General features: G+C 55.6%; 19 protein-coding genes and 1 pseudogene. 12 read left to right on the top strand and 8 right to left on the bottom strand.

Annotated features, from left to right (window positions below; all coding sequences use genetic code 11):
* Nucleotides 1-2: 2 nt before the first annotated feature.
* The 3 genes from BM427_RS13665 to BM427_RS13675 all read right to left on the bottom strand — a co-directional run bounded on the left by BM427_RS13665 (nucleotide 3) and on the right by BM427_RS13675 (nucleotide 4,129).
* Nucleotides 3-890, bottom strand: coding sequence for a carbohydrate ABC transporter permease (locus BM427_RS13665; protein WP_090122319.1), 888 nt, complete (start codon nucleotides 888-890; stop codon nucleotides 3-5).
* Nucleotides 880-1,752, bottom strand: coding sequence for a carbohydrate ABC transporter permease (locus BM427_RS13670; RefSeq protein WP_090122321.1), 873 nt, complete (start codon nucleotides 1,750-1,752; stop codon nucleotides 880-882). The genes BM427_RS13665 and BM427_RS13670 overlap by 11 nt, the downstream gene beginning before the upstream one ends.
* A gap of 220 nt (nucleotides 1,753-1,972) precedes the next feature.
* On the bottom strand, nucleotides 1,973-4,129 hold the full coding sequence (locus BM427_RS13675; RefSeq protein WP_090122322.1) for a TonB-dependent siderophore receptor: 2,157 nt from the start codon (nucleotides 4,127-4,129) through the stop codon (nucleotides 1,973-1,975).
* A 431-nt stretch (nucleotides 4,130-4,560) separates the two neighbouring features.
* Here BM427_RS13675 and BM427_RS13680 point away from each other — a divergent pair, with 431 nt between their 5' ends.
* From BM427_RS13680 to BM427_RS13700, 5 genes are read left to right on the top strand one after another with little or no spacing between them, the layout of a single operon-like run.
* Complete coding sequence (locus BM427_RS13680) at nucleotides 4,561-5,385, top strand: ABC transporter ATP-binding protein (RefSeq protein ID WP_090122323.1); 825 nt, start codon at nucleotides 4,561-4,563, stop codon at nucleotides 5,383-5,385.
* Entirely contained in the window at nucleotides 5,382-6,404 is a 1,023-nt protein-coding gene (locus tag BM427_RS13685; RefSeq protein ID WP_090122325.1) for a FecCD family ABC transporter permease, read from the top strand. The genes BM427_RS13680 and BM427_RS13685 overlap by 4 nt, the downstream gene beginning before the upstream one ends.
* Complete coding sequence (locus BM427_RS13690) at nucleotides 6,401-7,453, top strand: FecCD family ABC transporter permease (protein ID WP_090122326.1); 1,053 nt, start codon at nucleotides 6,401-6,403, stop codon at nucleotides 7,451-7,453. The genes BM427_RS13685 and BM427_RS13690 overlap by 4 nt, the downstream gene beginning before the upstream one ends.
* Before the next feature lie 14 nt (nucleotides 7,454-7,467).
* A complete protein-coding gene (locus tag BM427_RS13695; RefSeq protein WP_090122328.1) occupies nucleotides 7,468-8,415 on the top strand; it encodes an iron-siderophore ABC transporter substrate-binding protein in 948 nt (315 codons plus the stop codon).
* A gap of 12 nt (nucleotides 8,416-8,427) precedes the next feature.
* Nucleotides 8,428-9,321 (top strand): MurR/RpiR family transcriptional regulator, encoded by an 894-nt coding sequence (locus tag BM427_RS13700; protein WP_090122329.1) that lies wholly within the window; start codon nucleotides 8,428-8,430, stop codon nucleotides 9,319-9,321.
* A gap of 165 nt (nucleotides 9,322-9,486) precedes the next feature.
* On the opposite strand, the gene BM427_RS13710 is transcribed toward BM427_RS13700, so the two are convergent.
* A complete protein-coding gene (locus BM427_RS13710) occupies nucleotides 9,487-10,059 on the bottom strand; it encodes a TetR/AcrR family transcriptional regulator (RefSeq protein WP_090122330.1) in 573 nt (190 codons plus the stop codon).
* Between the two features lie 192 nt (nucleotides 10,060-10,251).
* The gene (locus tag BM427_RS13715; protein WP_090122332.1) at nucleotides 10,252-11,034 is read right to left on the bottom strand and encodes an NAD(P)H-dependent oxidoreductase; all 783 of its coding nucleotides are present in this window, start codon (nucleotides 11,032-11,034) and stop codon (nucleotides 10,252-10,254) included.
* A gap of 86 nt (nucleotides 11,035-11,120) precedes the next feature.
* Here BM427_RS13715 and BM427_RS13720 point away from each other — a divergent pair, with 86 nt between their 5' ends.
* The 3 genes from BM427_RS13720 (at nucleotide 11,121) to foxA (ending at nucleotide 15,341) form a co-directional block, all read left to right on the top strand.
* The gene (locus tag BM427_RS13720; RefSeq protein WP_090122333.1) at nucleotides 11,121-12,026 is read left to right on the top strand and encodes a LysR family transcriptional regulator; all 906 of its coding nucleotides are present in this window, start codon (nucleotides 11,121-11,123) and stop codon (nucleotides 12,024-12,026) included.
* Between the two features lie 127 nt (nucleotides 12,027-12,153).
* Entirely contained in the window at nucleotides 12,154-13,107 is a 954-nt protein-coding gene (locus BM427_RS13725) for a helix-turn-helix domain-containing protein (RefSeq protein WP_090122334.1), read from the top strand.
* Nucleotides 13,108-13,247: 140 nt separating this feature from the next.
* Nucleotides 13,248-15,341 carry a ferrioxamine B receptor FoxA gene (gene foxA, locus BM427_RS13730; protein WP_090122336.1) on the top strand — a complete coding sequence of 698 codons (2,094 nt, stop codon included), beginning with the start codon at nucleotides 13,248-13,250 and terminating at the stop codon, nucleotides 15,339-15,341.
* 42 nt (nucleotides 15,342-15,383) lie between these two features.
* On the opposite strand, the gene murP is transcribed toward foxA, so the two are convergent.
* The 3 genes from murP to BM427_RS13745 form a co-directional block, all read right to left on the bottom strand.
* Nucleotides 15,384-16,823, bottom strand: coding sequence for a PTS N-acetylmuramic acid transporter subunit IIBC (murP, locus tag BM427_RS13735; protein ID WP_090122337.1), 1,440 nt, complete (start codon nucleotides 16,821-16,823; stop codon nucleotides 15,384-15,386).
* Nucleotides 16,823-17,734 (bottom strand): N-acetylmuramic acid 6-phosphate etherase, encoded by a 912-nt coding sequence (gene murQ / locus BM427_RS13740; RefSeq protein WP_090122338.1) that lies wholly within the window; start codon nucleotides 17,732-17,734, stop codon nucleotides 16,823-16,825. Before murQ ends, murP begins: the two co-directional genes overlap by 1 nt.
* Before the next feature lie 343 nt (nucleotides 17,735-18,077).
* Complete coding sequence (locus tag BM427_RS13745; RefSeq protein ID WP_090122340.1) at nucleotides 18,078-19,493, bottom strand: aminotransferase-like domain-containing protein; 1,416 nt, start codon at nucleotides 19,491-19,493, stop codon at nucleotides 18,078-18,080.
* A gap of 176 nt (nucleotides 19,494-19,669) precedes the next feature.
* Between BM427_RS13745 and BM427_RS13750 the strand changes: the two genes are divergently transcribed.
* The 4 genes and pseudogenes from BM427_RS13750 to BM427_RS13765 all read left to right on the top strand — a co-directional run bounded on the left by BM427_RS13750 (nucleotide 19,670) and on the right by BM427_RS13765 (nucleotide 22,401).
* Nucleotides 19,670-19,834: a DUF1127 domain-containing protein gene (locus BM427_RS13750; RefSeq protein WP_090122341.1), complete on the top strand. Its 165-nt coding sequence runs from the start codon at nucleotides 19,670-19,672 to the stop codon at nucleotides 19,832-19,834.
* An 88-nt stretch (nucleotides 19,835-19,922) separates the two neighbouring features.
* Entirely contained in the window at nucleotides 19,923-20,543 is a 621-nt protein-coding gene (locus BM427_RS13755; protein ID WP_090122343.1) for an ATP-dependent Clp protease proteolytic subunit, read from the top strand.
* A gap of 316 nt (nucleotides 20,544-20,859) precedes the next feature.
* Nucleotides 20,860-21,909, top strand: a complete 1,050-nt coding sequence (locus tag BM427_RS13760) for a DUF1176 domain-containing protein (protein ID WP_090122346.1) — start codon at nucleotides 20,860-20,862, stop codon at nucleotides 21,907-21,909.
* A 75-nt stretch (nucleotides 21,910-21,984) separates the two neighbouring features.
* A pseudogene (locus BM427_RS13765) lies at nucleotides 21,985-22,401 on the top strand (FosA family fosfomycin resistance glutathione transferase).
* The last annotated feature ends 10 nt before the right edge of the window (nucleotides 22,402-22,411 follow it).

The raw sequence follows: 22,411 nt of genomic DNA on the forward strand, positions 1-22,411 counted from the left end.
CCTTATTTAATACCGGAGAAGCCAAAGCTCCGGAGAAACTGTTTCTGGAAAGCAATAAACGCGACCATCAGCGGCAGGCAAACCATCAGCGTCCCGGCGCTGATCATTCCCCACTGACCACCTGATTCTGCGCCCATGGCGAAGGAAACCAGGCCGACCGTCAGTACCTGTTTGTCCGGATCATTGAGCATCATCAGCGGCCATAAATATTCGTTCCAGTGATAGGTAATGCTGACGGTGGCGAACGCCAGAACCGACGGCCACGACATCGGCAACATCACGCGGAACAGCACCTGCCACCAGCGACAGCCCTCCATCAGCGCCGCTTCTTCAATCTCTTTTGGGATGGCGAGAAATGCCTGGCGCATCAGAAAAACGCCAAACGCAGAAGTGAAGTAGGGCATCATCACGCCGGTTAGCGTGTTGAGCAGACCGAAGGTTTTCAGCGTCAGCATGTTGGGGATCATCATCACCACTGGCATGATCATCAGCTGCACTAGGAACAGGATGAACAGCGTTTTCTTGCCGCGAAATTCGTGGCAGGCGAAGACGTAACCGGCGGTAGTAATAGTGAGCAACTGCACAAAGAAAGTGCCAAAGGCAAAGATGAGCGTGTTGGCGTACAGGTTGAGCCAGTTGGCGCTTTCCCACGCATCACGGAAGTTATCCAGCGTCAGCGGGAAGCGTGGCAGAATCGATGCCATGTCGTCGCCAAACGTAGTGGCGCTAAACGCGGATGAGAGCATCCAGATAAACGGGCTTACCCACAGCAGCGCAAGGCACACCATCAGCAGCGCGAGTGTGATCGGGCGCGAGTGACGCAGACGCAGCCACAGCGGACGCGGCACAACAGCGGCCCGGTTGATAACAGGAGTAACCTCAACGCTCATAATGCGCTCCTCTCTCAAGCAGTTTCAGGTTGACCAGCGAGAAGACAAACAGCCCGACCAGCGTTAAAAACGTGGCGGCAGAGGCTTTACCGAGATCGTGTGTGTCCCAGGCGAGGTTCTGGATGTAATAGAGCAGTACGGTGGTGGCGTTGTCCGGGCCGCCGCGCGTCATCACGGCGACGTGGTCGATCTGGGTAATTGAGTAAATCAACGCGGTAGTGACCACAAAGCTGATGGTCGGGCGCAATAACGGCAGGGTGACTTTGAAGAAAACCTGCGTAGAGGTTGCGCCTTCCATTACCGCTGCTTCACGCGTGGAGGCGGGAATTCCCTGCAAACCGGCGAGGAAGAACAGCATGTAATACCCGGCAAACTTCCACACGCCAATCAGCGCAAGCGCCAACAGCGCGCTATTGCTGCGTCCCAGCCAGTTATTGTTCATTGGCCCGAAAAGCTGCGCGAGGTAGTGATCGAGCATGCCGAGGCCGGGCATAAAGATAAACAGCCACAGCGCGGCGGCGCTGACCATCGGGATAATCATCGGGAAGAAAAACGCCGTACGTAACCAGCGGTTGATGCGATGGTTTTCCCACAGCGCTACCGCCAGCAGCAGTGCCAGCGTTACGCCTGGGATCACCGTGAGCAGAAGGTAGATAAAGTTATTGAACAGCGACTGCCAGAACACCGGGTCATCCAGCAGACGGGCGAAGTTACCCAGCCCAACGAATGGCGCATCGTTGCTGGCGATGCGGGTGTCGAACAGGCTGTCATACACTGAGCGCAGTAGTGGAAAGTAAGTGAACAGCGCCAGGAACAGCAAAGAGGGTGACAAGATCAGCCACGGGAGCCAGTATTTTCTCATAAGCCTTGAACCACGAATTGACGGGTTTCGAAAGCCAGAGAGTCTGTGAAAAAAATGCTGCAAAACGATGACGTAAAGGTGACCGTATAATTAACCGGTTTTTATTGGGCGAATTTCAGGGTGAAACCAGTATGTTGCCAGCAGATAGCGACAAAAAGCATGTCACAAAAAAAGCCCCGCATTGTGCGGGGCAGAGTTCTCACAGAGTGGTGCCGGGGATTTAGAAATCCATTTTGACGGTGAACTGCACTTCGCGCGGATCGCCAATCTGGTTGCCCAGGTTATTGGTGGTGATCGACGAGGTGTAATACGTCTTGTCGAAGATATTTTTCAGGTTCACCTGTAGCGTTACCGGATATTGCAGCTTCATTTTGTAGGCGGCAAAGGCATCGGCAACAAAATAGCCTGGCAGGTAGTAATCCGCGCCGTTGGTGGCTGAGCGGCGGCTCACGCCGTGACCGCCGCCGCCAAGGGTCAGCGTGTTACCGGCAAACACGTTATTGATGTCGTAAGTCAGGAATACTGAACCGGTATGACGCGGCACGTTTGGCAGCGGTTTACCGGCGTAGTCCGGATCTTCCAGCACTTTTGCTGCGGTGTAGCTATAGCTGGCGATGACATTCATGTTGGGCGTCAGTGAACCGGCAAGATCCATTTCTACACCCTGCGAACGGACGCGCCCGGCGGTTTTGGCAACCGTTTCATCACCCACTATTTCGCTGTAGAGCACGTTGCGTTTATGGATATCAAACATGCTGATATTGGCGGTAACACCGTCAAACAGGTCAAACTTGGCACCGACTTCGTAAGATGTTGACGTTTCTGGCGGTAGATCGCCAATATAACTGGCGATAGAGGACTGCGGCATAAACGCTTTCGCCACGTTACCGAACAACGACACTGAAGGCGTCAGCTTATAGACCAGGCCGAATTTCGGCGTCCATTTCTCATCGCTGCTGTTGGTATTGACGTTGAACGGACGGCCTTTACCGGCGTACTGGGTGTAGTACTGATAACGCATCCCGGCGACAGCGATCCATTTGTCGGTGAGATACAACGCGTCCTGTGCGTAAGCCGAATAGCTCTCTTGCTTAATGGTCTGATCGCTGTCCGATGCGGAGACGGTGGTACATTTGCTGGCGCGGCCGTAGACCGGATCGTAGATATTGAAGTCTTTTACATTCTTACAGCGGATCATGTCGGTACGCAGCAGATCGTAATATTCGTACGAAATACCGGTGAGGATCTCGTTGTAGAAACCGCCGATATCGACATTCCCCTGCAAATCGGCACGCGTCGTATGCATCCGCTGCGTGGATCCCTGTGTGGCGTCTACGCGGCGCGTGAGATTACCGGTGGCGGCGTCGTAGGCCATTACGCGCGACTGATTATCGCTGTATTTGTCCTGGCTGTAGCCATATTCCAGTTTGCCGGTCCAGGCACTGTTAAAACGATATTCCGCGTTCAACTGCGCAATATCGGATTCGCCATCGGTAATGTTAAACGGCTCATCGAAGCGGGTTTTACGATCGACATTCACCGCCTGTTTGGTCGTGGGATCGAAGATCGTGCCACGGTCGAATGGTGTCTGATAATCACGATGCGAATAGAGCACATTGACGGTGGCGTTATCACCAAACCACGTTAACGACGGTGCAATATAGGTACTCTTATTTTTGCCGAAGTCGCGCCAGTAATCTTCGTTCTGATATTCGCCGATCAGCCGATACGCCAGCCGCGTGCCTTCGATCGGGCCAGTGACATCAAACTGGCCGGTGCCGCCGCCAAAACTGGAAGAGGTGGCGGAGAGGGAGCCGCCGAATTGGGTCTGTGGACGTTTGGTGACGACATTGATAAGCCCGCCGGGATCGAGAATGCCATACAGCGTTGAGGCCGGGCCTTTCAGCACTTCCACGCGCGAGGCGTCGGCATTAAAGCTGCGCGGCACGACGGTGCGCAGTCCATTGGTCATGATCGAACCGTCGCGGTTGGTCCCAAAACCACGGCGCACAAACGAATCCTGCGTTCCCCCCAGCGTGTTGGTTTGCACCACGTTGCTGACGTTATACAGCGCTTCATCAAGGCTGGTAGCATGCTGATCTTCCAGGACTTTATCGCTAACGGTATTCACCACTTGCGGAATATCCAGCAGCGGCATTGAGGTCAGCGTCGCCGTAGAAGAATTGATAGGTTGATAGCCTGACGTCGCGGGTTGTTCGGTCGATGATGCATCCGCGTTGACGGTGATGGTGTCGTTGTTGGTTTTATTTGCTGTTTCCACCGCGTGTGTAACCGGCGTAAAGCATGATCCCAGAAAGAGCGCAGAAAATAACGCGCGCCCTTTCAGCCCATTGATACCGTGAGTGAACTGAGCCATTTAATCTTTTTTCCCAAAACTGTGCATAACACAGACGTGAACGTTTCTAATGTATTGCCCGATTGCGCAAAATCTATCCGTTAAGTCGCCGAATCTGGCGTCGGATATGTAATTGAGAATCATTCAAACACGAGCGTATGTAGTAGTAAATGCAAAATGAAAGAATTTTGCTACAACGGAAAAGGGGGAGAGAAGCGCAGCGAGATTACGGAGGTTTATATTCTTAACTATTTGAAAAATTTTGCTTAATAATTCTCTTGTTCAATGTAGTCGTCTGTAGTCACTCTTGCTTTGAGGTGGCTGGATTCTGTCATGATGCTACTTGACTACTACATTGCCAGACGGCAAAATCGTAAAGAGAATGAGAGTTATTTTTATTTGAAATATTGGCGCGCACGGGTTTTCCACGCGGTTGCGGCGCAGGAGTTAACATGCCACAGCGAGTGGAACAGCAAGCTCAACAGGGGATTGTGCTCGACGGCCTGTCGGCGGGCTATCAAAAGCAGATCATCGTTGATGACATCACACTCACTATCCCGCACGGAAAGATGACCGTGCTGGTCGGGGCCAACGGCTCCGGCAAATCCACCTTGCTCGGCACCATCGCCCGCATGCTCAAACCGCTTGGCGGCAGCGTGTTGCTTGATGGTAAAGCCATTCATCAACAGCCAACCAAAGCCGTCTCCCGCCAGTTAGGTATTCTTCCGCAGTCGCCGTTGGTGCCGGAAGGTCTGACCGTTTTTGAACTGGTATCGCGCGGGCGTTTTCCCTGGCAAAGCTTTATGCGTCAGTGGTCCGAAGAGGACGAGCTGGCGGTGCTGGAAGCGTTGCAGCTGACCGGTACGGCGGAGTTTGCCCAGCAAACGGTTGATAGCCTCTCGGGCGGCCAGCGCCAGCGCTGCTGGATCGCGATGGCACTGGCACAGCAAACGCCGGTGATCCTGCTGGATGAACCGACGACGTTTCTCGATCTGCGCTATCAGGTCGAGATCCTCGAACTTCTGCAGACCTTAACCCGCGCTCACGGCCGTACGGTGGTGGTCGTGTTGCACGATCTCAATTTTGCCGTGAATTACGGCGACACGCTGGTGTTCCTCAAACAGGGTCGTTTGCAAGGCGTGATCGACGAAGGCGACAGTTGCACGCCTGAGCTGATCAAAACCGTCTTCGATGTGGAGGTGCAAATGTCAGTTAACCCATTGACTGGAAAGCCCTTCTTTATGCCTTTTCGTAAACCGGCAGGTTCCAGAGTATGAGTTCGCTTGCGCTTTCTACCCGACGAGGAGGGCGTATTAGCGCGACGGCATCTGGCTTGTTGCTGCTGTTACTGGCAGCGGCTGTGGCACATCTTGGCCTTGGCGCACGCTACATCGCGCCGTCCACGGTGGTACAGGCGCTGGTGGATTTTGATCCGAACAATTTTGATCATCGCGTCATTATTAGCCTGCGTTTACTGCGGCTGGTGGCGGCACTGTTTACCGGTGCGGCGTTAGGTGTGGCCGGATCGTTGTTGCAATCGGTGATCCGCAATCCGCTCGGCGAGCCGCATATCCTCGGGCTGAATTCGGGCGCGGCGCTGGCGGTTGTTGCCACAACGGCGCTGGGGATAAGCGTAGGCGATGCCATCTTCAGCCGCGCATTTATTGCCGCAGGTGGTGCGGCGCTGCTTTTTTCACTGGTAATGGTGCTGTCTGCTGCCGGGCGATCCGGTTTTACGCCCTTAAAAGTGACGCTGTGCGGCGTGGCGATTTCTACTTTTGCCTCCTCCATCACCGCTGCGATCCTGATCCTCGATGAACAGACGCTGCTGGGCATCCGTAGCTGGCTGGCAGGCGATCTCGCCGGGCTAAGCTGGTCGGTGCTGCGGGCAGCGTCACGGGTTGCTGGCATTGGATTTGCCCTGGCGCTGTGGCTCGCTCCCGCGCTGAATATGCTGGCGCTTGGTGACAATATGGCGCGCGGCCTGGGCGTTTCTCTGCTGCGCACTCGCGTGCTGTCGTTGGCCGCCATTGCTTTGTTGTGCGGTGCGGCCGTTTCGGTCGCCGGGCCGATAGGGTTTATTGGCCTCGTGGTTCCCCATATGGTGCGACGCCTTGCCGGGGATGATTTGCGCGCGGTCGTCCCGCTGTCGGCGCTCGGTGGCGCATTACTGCTGTTGTTGGCGGATATCGCCGCCCGTACGTTGCTGTCGCCACAGGAGCTCGCCACCGGCGTGATGACTGCGCTGGTGGGTGCGCCGCTATTTATTCTGCTGGCGGCGAGGTTTTTCAAATGAGTCACTTACCTGAACATGCCGGGCTGCGTGGTTTTCGGCTTGGCGGCTTCTCCCGCTTGCTGCGCCCACACGCCCTGTGGTGGCTGGCAGGCCTGAGTTTGTTGTCGTTAATGCTGCTGCTTTCCGGTGTGACGCAAGGTTCGTTACCGGTTCCTGCTTCTACCATTGGTCGGGCGCTGTTGCTGCCCGATGCGTTGAACACTGAACTGCACTACGTCGTCTGGGATATTCGCCTGCCCCGCGTGCTAATGGCGCTGCTGTGCGGCGCGATGCTGGGTATGGCGGGCGCAGCGATGCAGTCCATCACCCGCAACGGGCTTGCCGATCCGGGGCTGATTGGCGTGAAAGAAGGGGCAAGCGTAGTGGTGCTGACGCTGGTGCTCTGCTTCCCGTTAGTCGGGCTGGTCTGGCGTCCGCTGGCGGGCATGGCGGGCGGTTTATTCGCCGCCGGGCTGGTGATGGCGCTGGCGCGAGATGTCTCGCGTCCGCGCTTTGTGCTGCTGGGTATTGGCGTCTCCTGGACCTTCGCTGCCGGTATTGGCGTATTTATGACCACGGCGGATGTCCGTGACGTGCAGACGGCCATGATGTGGCTGGCTGGTAGCCTGCACGCCGCCACCTGGCCGCTGTTAATCGTCGCACTGTGCTGGGCGTTGCCCGCGACGCTGATTTTGCTGTTAACGGCGCGTGCCGCCGATGTGGCGCTGCTGGGCAATCAGGCGGCGACCGGGCTTGGCGTTCGCCTGTCGCACCTTGCATGGCTGCGGGTCGTTGCGCCGGTGTTGCTGACAGCCGCCAGTGTTTCCTGCGTCGGCAACATCGGTTTTGTCGGGCTGATCGCGCCGCATATGGCGCGTTTTCTGCTGCGCGGCGGCCAGCGGGCGCTGCTGTGGGGCAGTGCGCTGCTCGGCGGTCTGCTGGTGCTGGTGGCGGATTCGATAGGCCGTCTGGCGTTTGCGCCGTTACAAATTCCCGCCGGGATCATCATCTCACTGATTGGCGGGCCGTTTTTCCTGCTGTTGCTATGGCGGCGACGCGATCGTTTATAAGCTTAAGGAGCCGTATGCGCCTGATTTTTTCACTGTTATTGCTGGTTGGCCTGAGCGCTGGCGCTGCTGAGCCGACACAAAGCTTCACTGATGATTTGGGACGCGTGGTTACAGTACCGCTGCATCCAAAGCGCATCGTGTCGCTGCACGATCTGGATATCACCATCCCTTTGATCGAATTAGGTGTGCCGCCGGTTGCCAGCCACGGGCGTACCCGCGCCGACGGCAGCCATACATTGCGCTCCAGCGGCATGCTAACCGGCGTAGATTTTGATAACTCGGACATTACGTTTATTGGCACGGCGGATATCGATATTGAAGCGATCGCCGCCGCGAAACCGGATCTGATCATTACGGAGCCGAGCCGCAACACGCCGGTGGAGCAGTTAGAAAAGATCGCGCCAACGGTAAGTATCGATCACTTGCAAGGCGGTGCGCCGGAGATCTACCGCAAGCTGTCGCAGCTCACCGGTACGCAGGCACGCTTGCAGATCCTTGAGCGCCGCTACCGTGAGCAGATTGCGGCGCTAAAAAGTACTCTCGACACCCGCAAAATCACCGTGTCAGTGATCCAGGCGAACAACGGAAAAATCAATGCATTACACAGCTATCATTCGCTGGGGCGCGTGCTGCGCGATGCGGGTTTTCGTTTTCCGAAACTGATCGACAGCATTCCTGAAGGGGGTCGCATCGATGTCAGCGCCGAACGTTTACCGGAGCTGGACGCGGATTTTGTTTTCGCCACCTGGCGCGGGGATACTGGCGGTAAACCGCAGGATGAGATGGCGGCGATGGATGCGGTGATGCCGGGCTGGTGTGATTTTCTCAATGCCTGCCGTACCGGGCATTACGTCCTGATTTCCCGTGAGGAAGCCATCTCCAACTCTTTTGCTTCTCTGAGCCTGATGGTGGCGCAGGTGCAATCACAAATCGCCGGGCGACCGCTGCCTGCCGCGAAGTAAGGAGCCATAACGATGCTGAACACAAAAAAAGCGAAAAATCGCGTGGATGTGTACGGTGAACGCTTTCGTGCACGGGCGCACACGCTGTCACCGCGTTTGCAGGCCGTTGCCCGCTACATCAATGAAAATCGCGATGTGGTGCTGGAGCATACCGCGATTGAGATTGCAGCAGCGACACAGACTTCAGATGCCACGGTGGTGCGCGCCATTCAGGCACTGGGCTTTGCCGGATTACGGGATCTAAAACAGACGCTGGAGCACTGGTTTGGCCCGACCATTTCTTCGGCAGAAAAGATGAGTACCACGGTAAATGCCCTCTCTTGCGATGTGAATTCCGGCATCGATTTTGTGCTTGAAGGGCATCAGCACACTTGTGAAGTGCTTTCCGCGCCGGATAACCGCTATGCGATTGCGCAGGCGGTGGCGCTGCTGGTTGAGGCGCGGCAGGTGGCGATTTTCGGCATCGGCGCATCGGGGATCCTGGCGGAGTATACCGCGCGGTTATTCAGCCGTATTGGCCTGCCTGCGGTGCCACTCAACCGCACCGGCATTGCACTTGCCGAGCAGTTGATCAATTTACAGCGCGGCGATGTGCTGATCATGATGGCGCAAAAATCAGCGCACCGCGAAGGGCTGACCACGCTGAAAGAGACGCGGCGCCTGGGGGTTCCGGTGATCCTGCTGACCAACGCAACGGACTCGCGTTTTAGCCAGCAAGCGGATGTGGTAATCCATGTACCGCGCGGTGGCGAGAAGGGCAAGATCCCGCTGCACGGCACGGTGCTACTGTGTCTTGAGATGATTGTTTTGTCGGTCGCGTCCGCCACTTCGCAGCAGGCCATTAAAACGGTGAAACGCATTAATGAGTTTCACCGTGGGTTAAAGCCGGGCGGGAAGAGGGGTTAAGTCTCAGGAAATAAACAAAAGCGGTGATACACCAAAGCGGGCGGCTAATTTCTTGATGTGATTGATATTAAGCCGGCGCTCACCGTTGAGCACCCGGGATACTATTTTGATGAAAATACGGCATCGGCTTCGGTGAAATCGCAACAGAACCGAAGATCCGGGGATTCAATTCTTAAACAGCATAGCGATGATTTCCTGGTACAGTACCTGCATTTGCGCCGGATCGCTTTTTTGCGGTGTCAGGCGACGAAACATGGTGCCTTCCACCAGCGTTGCCAGTAGCTCCACGCTGCAGCGAATACGATCCTCGCTTAATTGCGGGTAGAGGCTCTGCATATGGTTGCAGGCGTTTTCAAACATCCTGGCGTTGGCCTCTTCCAGCATCTCCTGTACGCGTGGATTGCGTGTTGCTTCCGCCGCCATCTCTACTATCAATGCACCATCGTCAGGACTGAGGGTATGTCGCCAGGCCAGTATTTCCGGCAGGTGTTGGGTTTCTGTCTTACTCTGCATTTCGGCGATGCGGTAGTCGATAATCCGGCGGACCATCTCTTCTATAATGGCGTCTTTATTGACGAAATAACGGTAAATCTGCCCAACGCTGAGCTGAGCTTCGAGGGCTATCTGCGACATGCTGGCCGCGTGGAATCCGCTAATGCGAAAACGTCGGCGTGCGGCGGCAATAATCTCGTCCTGGCGTTGCTGGTGGCGCTGTTCCTGCGATAGTTTGGCCGTCATCTCTGTCCCTCGTGTTGTTTTATTGAGAGTGATCATTCTCGCTTTCGGTTACGATAAACGAATCCGGGCGTTCAGGGTAACGCTTTTCCCTGGAACTGATAGAAAGTTACAAAAAAATAGATTGTGTGACGAGGTGAAAAAAGAGGGAGATGACGCTCACCAGCGCGCATGGCACGCACCGGTGAGGGGGTATTATTTACGTTGTTGATGGATCGATAGCCCGCTTTCACCGGGGTAAATTTCCGGGCGCAGCGTCAGTTGCGGAATCAGGTAATCGCCGCCGTTTTGCCGACGAAAGGCCAGCGGTTCTGCTGACCATAGCGTATCCAGTCGCTGCGCCAGCGCTGTACAACATTCGGCAAAGCGCGTTTCATCCATGCGATTGCTGCGATAAAACACCAGCGGCGGCAGCACCTCGAAGCCAGGATAAAACAGGATCCCATGCTGGATAGGAAACAGCAGATCGTCGATCGGGCCATTAATACCGCGCGGGGCGTAATGCGATTCCCAGCCGCCGGTGGTCACCAGCAGCATCGCCCGTTTCCCCGCCAGGCTCCCTTCGCCGTAACGATCGCCCCAGTGCGTGTCACTGTGTTCGCCCACACCGTAGGCAAAACCGCAGGCATAAACGCGATCGACCCAGCCTTTCATGATCGCTGGCATAGAGAACCACCACAGTGGGAACTGGAAAATCACCGCATCAGCGCGTTGCAGTTTGGCCTGCTCACGGTTGATATCGTCCGCCTGTGTTCCCTGCTCAAACGCCTGTTTTGAATCAGACGAAGGATGATAAAAATCCCCCAGCGGCGGCGAGCTGCTGTCATCGGCATCAAGTTGTGATTTCCACTGCATGGCATAGAGATCGGAAACCTCGACCTGATGACCGGCATTTTCCAGATGCTGTACGGCAAAATCCTTTAGCGCGCCATTGAGCGAATGGGGCTGCGGGTGGGCATAAACAATCAATACGTTCATAACAACTCCAGGCAACAAAATTGAATGTCAGAGTAGGAGCATGGCGGATATAGTAGAAATTAATTGCTTATATCACAGGTATAGTCATGGTTAATCTTAACCGATTGGATCTCAATCTTCTGCGTACGCTGGATGTGCTATTGAGCGAACATAATGTAACGCGCGCGGCGCAGCGCCTGAACCTTTCTCAGCCTTCCGTCAGCGTTCAACTGGCGCGGTTGCGGGACATTTTTGCCGATCCGTTACTGCTGCCGGGGCCGCGTGGTATGCAGCCGACCGCCAGAGCCGACGAACTGCGCGAACCACTGCGTCAGGCGCTGGAAGCGCTGGAGCGTGCGGTGGCGCCAGCCAGCACTTTCGATCCTGCCCGTGCCGCTGTCACCTGGCGCGTGGCGGCCACCGACTATACGGAATCGGCGATACTGCTCCCTTTACTGAGCCGTTTGCGCGCTGCCGCGCCGGGCAGCCGTCTGGCGATATTTGAACTCAATCCATTGCAGATCCAGCATCAGGCCGGACAGGGCAATATCGATCTCTTTTTCCATCTGCGCGAAGGCGCGCCGCCTGCTCTGCATCAGCGGTTATTGTTCACTGAACGCTACGTGCTGGCCGGGCGTGTGCACCATCCGGCGTTAATAAACGGCGGCCCGACATTGGCGCAGTTTTGCCAACTGGAACATGTGGTGGTGTCGCCAGAAGGCGGCGGTTTTCATGCAGCAACGGATATCGCGCTGGCGGATCGCGGCTTGCAGCGCAACGTGGTGCTCTCCGTTCCCCATTTCCTGTTTATGCTCGAGGCGCTGGCCGGCACTGATTTGGTGGCGGTACTGCCGGAGCGGCTGGTGGCGCACAACCGCAATTTGCAGGTGGTCGAGCCGCCGTTGGATCTTCCGGGCTTCGATATGCTGATGCTCTGGCATGAACGACTGCATCGCGATTCTGGCCACCAATGGCTGCGCCAGCAGATTATCGCTTCACTAGGGACGCGCTGAAGCGGTTAATATCTTGTCACATTTATGTGAGAATAATTCTCAATATTATTGAAGCACACCAGGCCGGATGATAAGGTGTAAGCCGTTTCGCCCGGCGTCGGGCACGGGTTTGCAGCGGCTGTTGGCTATGAAAAAAAGAGACTTTTCCATTGAAGACTTTATCGCTTTTGGCGAGCGCTACGGGATCGACTATCGTTTCCCGGCGCTGACCTCTGGCCGATCGTTTCACAAAGAAAAGCGTATGGTGATTCAGGGGGAAGTCGAAGAGATGACGCTCTCCTCCGGCCTGAATCTTACCCGCTCGGATATTCGCGTCCTTCAACCCTATGAAACCACATCGTTGCACAGTTGCCCGCTCTACATGCTGGTGGTACTGGAAGGTAGTGTGCAACTGCGCCTGAACGGCAAAGCGTTTATCGTGCGTGCGGGCATGGCATTCACCTCGCGCCTGAGCGAACAGCAGGTGATGAACGCCAGTCATCAGGCGGATAACCACCTGCGTACGCTGTCGATGGGCGTTGATCCGCTACGTTGCTGGCAATCGCCGCTGTTGACGGCGCTTTTGCAGCAGTGGGAAGCGTACGGTGCACCGACCTTTTTATGGCCCGTTCCGGCATTTTTGCTTTCCGGGCTGCAACACTCGCAGCAGAGTCAGCAACCGGGTTTATCGCGCCAGTTGATCCTTGAAGGCGTGATGCTGCAATTGCTTGGGTATGCGCTGTCGCAACCCTTGCCTGGCCGTGAAAAACGCAGTTCCGCGCCTGGCGGCGAGCACCATCGGCTTGAAACTGTGCGTCGTTTATTGGAACAGCAGCCGGAAAAAGAGTACACCCTCACCGCATTAGCGCAGCTGGCAGCAATGAGTTCCAGCAGTTTGCGGGTGAAGTTCCGCCAGGCTTACGGCCATTCCGTGTTTGATTACCTGCGTGATTGTCGCCTTGAACTGGCGCGGCGCTATCTGGCGCAAGGGTATAGCGTACAGCAGGCGGCCTGGATGTCGGGCTACCAGCATGCCACGAATTTCTCTACCGCTTTTCGTCGCCGCTACGGTGTGGCACCCAGCGAAATGCGTCTCGCCTGATTTCCCGTCATAGACCATGGCGACTTTTTTGCGTGCGTTTTGTCACTGCGCATAGGTGAATCGTCATCGCGCATAGCTATTGCCGAAGCCAAAAGGGTAATAATTCTTATTTACAATAATAACGGCTTCTGGAGATTTTCATGTTCGCAAAAACGCGACTGGCGCTAATGATTGGCTGTATTACCGGTGGGATGAACGTATCGGTTCTGGCACAGGAAACGTCAACCACTGACGATACTGTGGTGGTCACCTCACAAATGCAAAGTGGTGCTACCAAGCTGGAGACGCCGGATATCGAAACGCCGCAGGCAGTATCTATTGTCACGCGCCAACAGTATGAAGAGCAGGGCGCAACCAGCGTGCGCCAGGCGGTGAGTTACACGCCGGGTGTGTACAGCAACCAGATCGGCGCATCGAACCGTTTTGATTACATCGTGCTACGCGGTTTCTCCGACGGCAGTCTGGATAACGTCTACCTTGATGGCCTGAAACTGATGGGCGACACCAACTCGCATAGCTCGCTGGTTATCGATCCCTGGTTCCTCGACAGCGTAGAAGTGGTGCGCGGCCCGGCTTCGGTACTGTATGGCCGATCCTCGCCGGGCGGGATTGTCGCGCTGAACTCGCGCAAACCGTCGTTTGACCCCGGCGGTGAAGTGAAACTGTTCGCAGGTAATAACAACCAGCGCGGTGCAGCTTTTGATGTCACCGGGCCGGTAGATGATAACGACCGCGTAGCGGCGCGTTTAACCGGCATGACCCGCTATGCGGATTCGCAATTCGACCCTTTAAAAGAGCAGCGTTATGCCATCGCACCGAGCCTGACGTGGCGTATCACCGATCAAACTCGCCTTGAACTGATGGCCTATCTGCATCGCGATCCTGAAGGTGGTAGCCACTCCGGTTTGCCCTATGAAGGCACGGTAACCTCGCATGCCGGCAGAAAGATCTCCAATACCTTCTTTGAAGGCGAAGATGATTACGACAATTATGACCGCCGGGAAAATATGGTCGGTTATAACGTTGAGCACGCCTTTGACAGCGGCTGGTCGGTTCGCCAGAAGCTGCGCTACCTGCACACCAACGTGAATCTCAACCAGGTGTATGCCGCAGGCTGGCTGAATGATACGGAACTGAACCGCGGCTATTCCGGTTCCGACGAATCGCTGTCGGCCATCACGCTGGATAACCAGATTGATGGCAGCGTTGATACCGGCATCATTAACCACCGACTGCTGTTCGGCGTTGATTATCAGCGGCGCAGTAATAATGTCACTGCCTCGTATGGCAGTTTCCCGGCGATTGATGCATTTAACCCGGTTTACGGCGCTGATCCACTGTCCATTTCGGTCTACAGCCGGGAAAAACACAAACTGGAGCAGACCGGGATCTATTTGCAGGATCAGATGTCGCTCGATCGCTGGCGGCTGACGCTTGGCGGTCGTCACGATCGGGTGAAGATCACCAACATCAACACGATCAACGATACCCGCGATACGCTGGATCAGAATCACTTCAGCAGCCGTGCGGCGCTGATGTATCTGTTCGACAGCGGGTTTGCACCGTACGTCAGCTATTCAACCGCTTTTACGCCGACCAGTTTTACCGATGAATACGGCAAAATTTTGCAGCCAATGAAAGGCAAGCAGTGGGAAGCGGGGCTGAAATTCCAGCCAGAAGGCTCACAGACGATGTACAGCGCCTCGCTCTACCGCATCAATCAGGAAAATATCGCCACTAAAGTGGAGCCGACTGATCCGTACCGTTCAATTGGTGAAATCGAATCGGAAGGGGTAGAGCTGGAAGCAGTGGGACAGTTGACGGAAAGCCTGCGTTTGCAGGCCGCCTACACCTACAACGACATCCGCTACAAGAAAAGCAGTGTGGAAGAACAGGGGAAACGTGCGGTTTATGCGCCGCGCAATCAGGCCAGCGCCTGGCTCAGCTATGACGTGAAAACGGGGCTTTTCAACGGACTGACGGTAGGTTCCGGTGTGCGTTATGTGAATGGCATTACCTCAGATCGCCAGAACATGCATACGCTGCCATCCTATACGCTGGTGGATCTGGCCGTCGGCTACGATCTGAGCCATGTTGGCCTGAAGGGGATGAGCGCGCAGTTGAACGTCAATAACCTGGCTGACAAACGCTATGTAGCAGCCTGTAACTCGCTCTCTTACTGCTATTTTGGTGCGGAACGCAGCATTGTAGGCAGCGTTTCCTGGGCATTCTGATGCTAAACACCACCCGGCTTTGCGTCGGGTGGTTGCCGGTGATTAGGTGAGATCCACGTTTTTATGGCCAAAGAGCCAGGTGGCAATAAAACCACAGATATAAGCGATGACGACACCTGCCGCGTAGACCGCCATCCCGGCGTAGATGCCCTGGCCGGAGGTCATCAGTGGTAGCGCCACCAGCCCGGAAGGGCCAAACACGGTATTCAGGCCGACGGGCAAACCCAACCACGCGACGGTACCAATAAAAAATCCCCCACATGCGCCGCCGATACAGGCGGTGATGAAAGGCTTCACACGCGGCAAGGTTACCGCGTAAATCAATGGTTCGCCCACGCCCAGCAGACCGGGGATGATCGCCCCGCGCACCTGGTTACGCAGCATCGAATGCGGCGCCGCGCGGAAATAGAGCGCCAGTGCCGCACCCACCTGACCGCCACCCGCCATCGCCAGAATGGGGAACAGCGAATTAAAACCCTGCGCATCCATCAGTGCGAAGTAAACCGGAATAAACCCCTGATGAACGCCAAACACCACGGCAATAAGGAACAGGCCCGCCAGCACCGCGCAGCCAAACGGGTTGCCGTTGAGGTGCAGGAACAGCCAAGACATGCCTTTAAACAGCTCGCCGCCAATCGGCATAATCACCACAAATGCCAGCGCACCGGTGATAAGCAGCGTCAGCAATGAAGTGAGGATCATGTCGAGGTTATCCGGCACCACTTTGCGGATCTGGCGTTCGATCCACGCGCCGAGGATTGCGGCGATCAGCACACCGATAATGTTACCGCGCGGATCAATTCCCATGCCGAAGAAGTTTTCGATACCGGAGAAATAACCGACTGTGGCTTTTGGGTCATAACCCAACACGAACAGCGCGGCAATAATGGCACCGTTAACGCCGCTGCCGCCAAAAGCTTTTTGCGCGTTGTAGCCAATCAGGATCGGCAGGAAGGTGAACAGGCCTTTACCAAACACCTTCATATAACCGACGAGGTGCACCACTGTTGTGTTCTTCTCTGCCGCGTTGAGCAGCAGGCTTTGCTCGATTAAGGTGGCAAAACCCAGCAGCATCCCGGCGGCGATAAAACCCGGAATCAGCGGCGTAAAAATGGTGGCGAACTTCGCCAGAAACTGATGCACGCCGCTGGTCTGCTTCGCTTTCATTTGCTGTTTGGTGTCACTGGCGATGCGCTTCAGCGATGGGGCTTCCACGGGCGTGGCGTGGCCGCCGATCATTGCATTCAGCATTTCCGCTGCGGTTTGCGCTTTGCCGGGGCCAACGATGATCTGCAACTGATCGTCGCTGTTCACCACGCCCAGCACGCCGGGCAGTGCTTTCAGGCTCTCTGTCTCCACCCGTGAATCGTCACGGAGCGTCAGGCGCAGGCGCGTCATGCAGTTGCCGCAGGTAGTGATATTCTCCTTCCCGCCGACCTTTTCGATAATTGTCACAATCAAGTGTTCGCTGATTTTAGCCATTATTTGATCCCCGCATCGCCCAGCGCCTGGCGAATAAAGCCGCCGTTATCGGCCAGCAGATGTGTCGCCTGTTCCGCGCTGAGCTGGCCCAACACCATCACGATGGCGGTTTTACAGTGCCCGCCGCAGGCCTTCAGCGCCTGTTCGGCGATGTCGCTGGTGCAGCCGGTGGCTTCCATTACAATATTTATCTGACGCTGTACCAGCTTCAGGTTGGTGGCTTCCACATCTACCATTAAATTGCCATAGACTTTGCCGCTGCGGATCATCGCGCCAGTGGTCAGCATATTGAGCACCAGTTTTTGCGCGGTACCCGCTTTCATCCGCGAGGAGCCGGTCACCACTTCCGGGCCAACCACTGGCACAATCGCGATATTGGCGATGTGTGCCATTTCGCTGTTTTCGTTGCAGGTTAGCGCCACGGTGGTCGCTTTCAGGCTTTGGGCGTATTTCATGGCTGCAATCACATACGGTGTGCGCCCGCTGGCGGCGATGCCGACCAGCACATCGTGCGCGGTGAAGTTGAGCGCTTTCAGGTCGTCAATGCCCAGCGTCAGGCTGTCTTCGGCGTTTTCCACCGCTTGCAAAATGGCGCGATGACCGCCAGCAATCAGGCCGACAACCTGTTCGCGCGGCGTGCCGTATGTCGGGGGACATTCGCTGGCATCGAGGATGCCAAGACGCCCGGAGGTACCTGCGCCGCAATAGATCAAACGTCCGCCCTGTTTGAACGCGGCGACAATCACATCCACCGCCTGCGCGATAGCGGGGATCACTTTTTCCACTGCCAGCGCCACCTTCTGGTCTTCACTGTTGATCACCCTCAGCATCGCTTCGGTATCGAGCATGTCGATGTTTTCACTGGCGGTATTGCGGCCTTCGGTGGTCAGTCTGGATAGATCAATGCTCATCAACGTCTCGCTCCACGGTTACGGAAAGGGTTGGCCGTTACGCGGTGGTGACGGCGTGCTGAAAGGAATAATATATTATTGCGAATGGTGAAAATAAGAATAATTTATTCTTGCGCCGGATGCGTGATAAGAGTGTGATGTTGCTCATGTTGTGCAAAGCGTACTGCTTACCCGTTGGTCGTTATTTTCCATTCATATACAACGAGTTTTAATGTTTCAGAAAACCTGATGCCGCGTGATGAAGCGCTTTGTAGTGCAGTAACATATTACTTTTTATCATCCACCTTTACGCCCCAGTCTGCGCTCGCGCCGTACGTTTTGGGGCATTTGGGGCAAAAATTCTTCACTCCTCTAGCGCGGTGTGAATCGCTTCTCCTAACTGTTTGATCACTTCACGGTTTGCATCGGTGAGTGGCAAGGCGCAGTTCAGCCGCAGGCAGTTCCGGTACTTGCCGGAAGCGGAGAACAGCGAACCAGGTGCGATCTGGATTTTCAGCCGACAAAGTGTGCGGGAAACGCAAACCATATCCACGGTTTCTGGCAGTTCGATCCACAGCAGATAGCTGCCTTGTGGACGCGTCACACAGATCCCACACGGAAAATACTGGCGCACCCAGCAGGTATACGTTTCCAGATGTTGCTGGTAAATCTGGCGCATGCGGCGCACATGGCGGTGATAGTGACCATCGCGAATAAACGCCGCCATCGCCAGTTGCGGGCCGGGCGTGTTGGTGCCGATAGCGGCATATTTTTTGTGCAATACCCGGTCGAGATAACGTCCAGGCGCAATCCAGCCCACCCGCAAACCCGGTGCGACGGTTTTGGTAAAGGAGCTGCACAGCAGCACGCGGCCATCGATATCCAGCGATTTGATGGTGCAAGGGCGTGGGTAAACTGCCGCCAGCTCGCCGTAAATATCATCTTCAAAAATCACAATGTCGTGGCGTTGCGCCAGCGCCAGCACCGCCTTTTTGCGCGCTTCCGGCATGATAAAACCGAGCGGGTTATTGCAGTTCGGTACCAGGATAACCCCTTTAATTGGCCACTGTTCCAGCGCTAACTCCAGCGCTTCGATACTGATGCCGGTTTCAGGATCGGTCGGAATTTCAATGGCTTTAATATCCAGCCCGCGCAGCAACTGCATGGTGCCGTAATAGGTAGGTGATTCAACCGCGATAATATCGCCTGGCTGGCAGACGGCCAGCAGCGCCAGCGACAGCGCGGGATGACAACCGCTGGCGATCACAATTTCATCAGCGGTGATGGCAGCACCGCCATCCAGCATCAGGCGGGCGATCTGTTCGCGTAATTCGCGGCGGCCAGGCAAGGTATCGTAACGCAGTACATCCTGGATTTGATGTTGTACCACGCGCTGCATTTCCCGCCACAGCGGCTTGAGCGTCGGTTGGGTGATATCCGGCGCACCGCCGCCGAAGGTAGCGAGCGTTTTGTCTTCACGCCCTTCCAGCAGCGTCAGCACTTCGTCCCACTGCGTGACATCCACCGGGCGCTGAACCGGACGCGACATCGCCGGAATAGGCGGCTTCGCTTTGCCAGGCGCGACAAAATAGCCGGAACGCGGCTGCGGGGTGATCAACTGCAGATTTTCCAGCACCTGATAAGCCTGCTGTACGGTACTGATACTGACACCATGCTCCTGGCTGAGGCTGCGCACTGAGGGCAATTTTTCGCCGTGGCGATATAAACCTTGTTCAATACGCCCGGCCAGCAAGGTAGCCAGATGTTGGTAGCGGGTCATGCTGTATCCCTTTTATTTGCCATACAGATTTAAAAACCAGTACAGATTTGCGGAAATAGTGCCGTTCAGATGCTGTTTTAAGCGATCTGTATGTTAAAGAAAAGTATTTTCTGAATCTGTATTGTAGGGCGGGATTACAGAGAAAATGGGGCTCTGTTCAGGCGAGGAGAGTACCGATGGAATTTTTTGAAAATCGACACAAAGGCCCTTTTACCGGGTTTATTTTTCTCTGGCGCAAGTTTCAGGCCATGCGCTTACGCTGGCAAACGCGCAAGTTTTTGCGCGCGTTAAGCGACGAACAGCTTAAAGACCTCGGGCTGCGTCGTGAAGAGCTGGGTTAATGATAAAAATGCGGAGATAACATCTTGTTATTTCCGCCTCTTCGGCGTTGGGCTATGCTTAGCTCCATAACCTGAAGGGAGAGAGCAGATGCACTTTATTAACAGCAACGATGAAGACGATAAAGAAGACGAGAAAAAAGAAGAGAAGGGCGGCAACGTTTCACAACTGATGCAGCAAAAGCTGCTGGATGCCCGCTCGATCATTATCTCCGGCGAGATCAACCAGGCGCTGACCGAGAAAGTGGTCACCCAGCTTCTGCTGTTGCAGGGCATCAGTGATGCGCCGATCAAGATCTATCTCAACAGCCAGGGCGGTCACGTTGAAGCGGCTGATACCATTCACGATATGATTAAGTTCATCACCCCGGAAGTGCACATTATCGGCACTGGCTGGGTGGCCAGCGCCGGGATCACTATCTTCCTTGCGGCGAAAAAAGAGCACCGCTACGCGCTGCCGAACACCCGTTTTATGATCCATCAGCCGCTGGGCGGCGTTCGTGGTCAGGCGAGCGATATTGAGATTGAAGCCAAAGAGATCATCCGCACGCTGGAACGCGTTAACCAACTGATCGCCGATGCGACCGGCCAGCCAGTCGACAAAGTGAAGCAGGATACCGATCGTAACTACTGGATGAACACCAAAGAAGCGATCGATTACGGCATCGTTTCCCGCGTGGTGAAATCCTACAGCGACCTTAACCTGGATTGATCTATACACGTTATCCTTCAAACTGCCTCTTTGTTGGCTTCGCCTTTGCATCCCAGTCACTTACTTCAGTAAGTGACTGGGGTGAGCGACAAATCTGCCGGGAGCAGATTTGAACGCTGTCAGCAGCGGCCCCGAAGGGGTAAGGCTCAGGGATGAGCCGAATAAAAAAGCCAACACACATGCAGCTTGAAGTATGGCGGGTATATTGGGGCGGGAAATGTTTCTCGCCTCATTTCGCTGTATCCCGCCAAAATAGACTTCTCCCCAATCGATAATTTCTGCACACTGTCGGCATTCCTCATTATGGAGTGATGACATGAACAGTGGTATCTGGGCGGCGCTGGTGATGGCAGCGACGCTGAGTGCGCCCGCGCTGGCGGAGCAGTCGGGCATCTCGTTTGATCATAAAGACTGGGAAGTGGTGTGCGACAACACGCTTACCTGCCGTGCAGCAGGTTACAGCGCGGAAGAAGAAGCCAGCGGATCGGTATTGATCACCCGTAAAGCCGGGCCGGACACGCCGGTTACCGTGGATGTGGTGCTGGCCGAGATGGATGCGGATGAAACCGCGCCACAGGCGGCGCTCTCGCTGTGGATCGACGGTAAATCACAGGGCGAAATCGCCACCGAAGATAATGATACCTGGCGCTTATCGGACGCGCAGGCGCACAGCATGATTGACGCTGTAAAAGGCAGCGGCAAAGTGGAGTTCAAAGGAGCGGCAAAACCCTTTGTGCTCTCCAGCGATGGCGCGTATGCCGTGTTGCTGAAATTTGATGATGTGCAGGGACGCGTCGGCACGACGGGCGCGCTCAGTAAAAAAGGCGATAAAGCCGAAAACACGGTGACGCCCGCGGTGGCAGCGCCGGTCATTCAGGCCGCAAAAGTAGAAAGCGGCGAAGACCGCGCGCTGACCACAGCCGAAGTCAATGCGCTGAAGCCACGCCTGCTGGCGGCGCTCCCTAATAATAACGAGTGTGAAGGCCTTGCATCACCGCAAGAACCGGTCATTGATGGCGATAATGACATTACGCTAACGCCGCTTGACCGTAAGCATGTCCTGATCTCCGCCCTTTGCTGGCGTGGCGCGTACAACGAAGGTTACGGTTACTGGGTACTGGATAAAGCCTTGAAAGGCAACCCGCAATTTATCACTAATGCGGCATCCGACTATTCCGACGGTATCATTTCGCTGGGGCAGCGCGGTCGTGGTATTGGCGATTGCTGGGCCTCTGCAGAGTGGGTGTGGGACGGCGAAACCTTCCGTAAAAGCAGTGAATCCACCACCGGCATGTGCCGTTATATCCGCGCGGGCGGCACCTGGGATCTGCCGGAGTTCGTCACCGAGGTGAAAGAGGCGCAGTAATCCACCTGTCATTGAACACTGCGTTTGTCCGCGCAGCGCAGTGTTTACCGTCGCTACCGCAACAGGAGATAAACCATGTTGAGCCACGTTAATCACCTGACACTCGCGGTCAGCGATCTTGCCCGCAGCGTTGATTTTTACCATCAACTGCTTGGGCTGAAACTGCATGCGCGCTGGGACAACGGCGCTTACCTTACCTGCGGCGAACTGTGGCTGTGTTTGTCGGTGGATGCGTAGCGTGAATACGTTCCGCCACAGCGCAGCGATTACACGCATTACGCCTTTAGCATTCGCGAAAGCGATTTCGCCGGGTTTGTTGCGCGCCTCGAACAGGCTGGCGTTGTAAGCTGGAAAGTCAACAAAAGTGAAGGCGACTCCTGGTATTTCCTCGATCCAGACGGACACAAACTCGAAGCGCACGTCGGTAACCTTGCCCAGCGGCTGGCGGCCTGCCGAGAGAAACCATACAAGGGAATGGTGTTTTTTGATTGAAGCTGTTCCG

Source organism: Kosakonia arachidis (assembly GCF_900116535.1).
Lineage (GTDB): Bacteria > Pseudomonadota > Gammaproteobacteria > Enterobacterales > Enterobacteriaceae > Kosakonia > Kosakonia arachidis.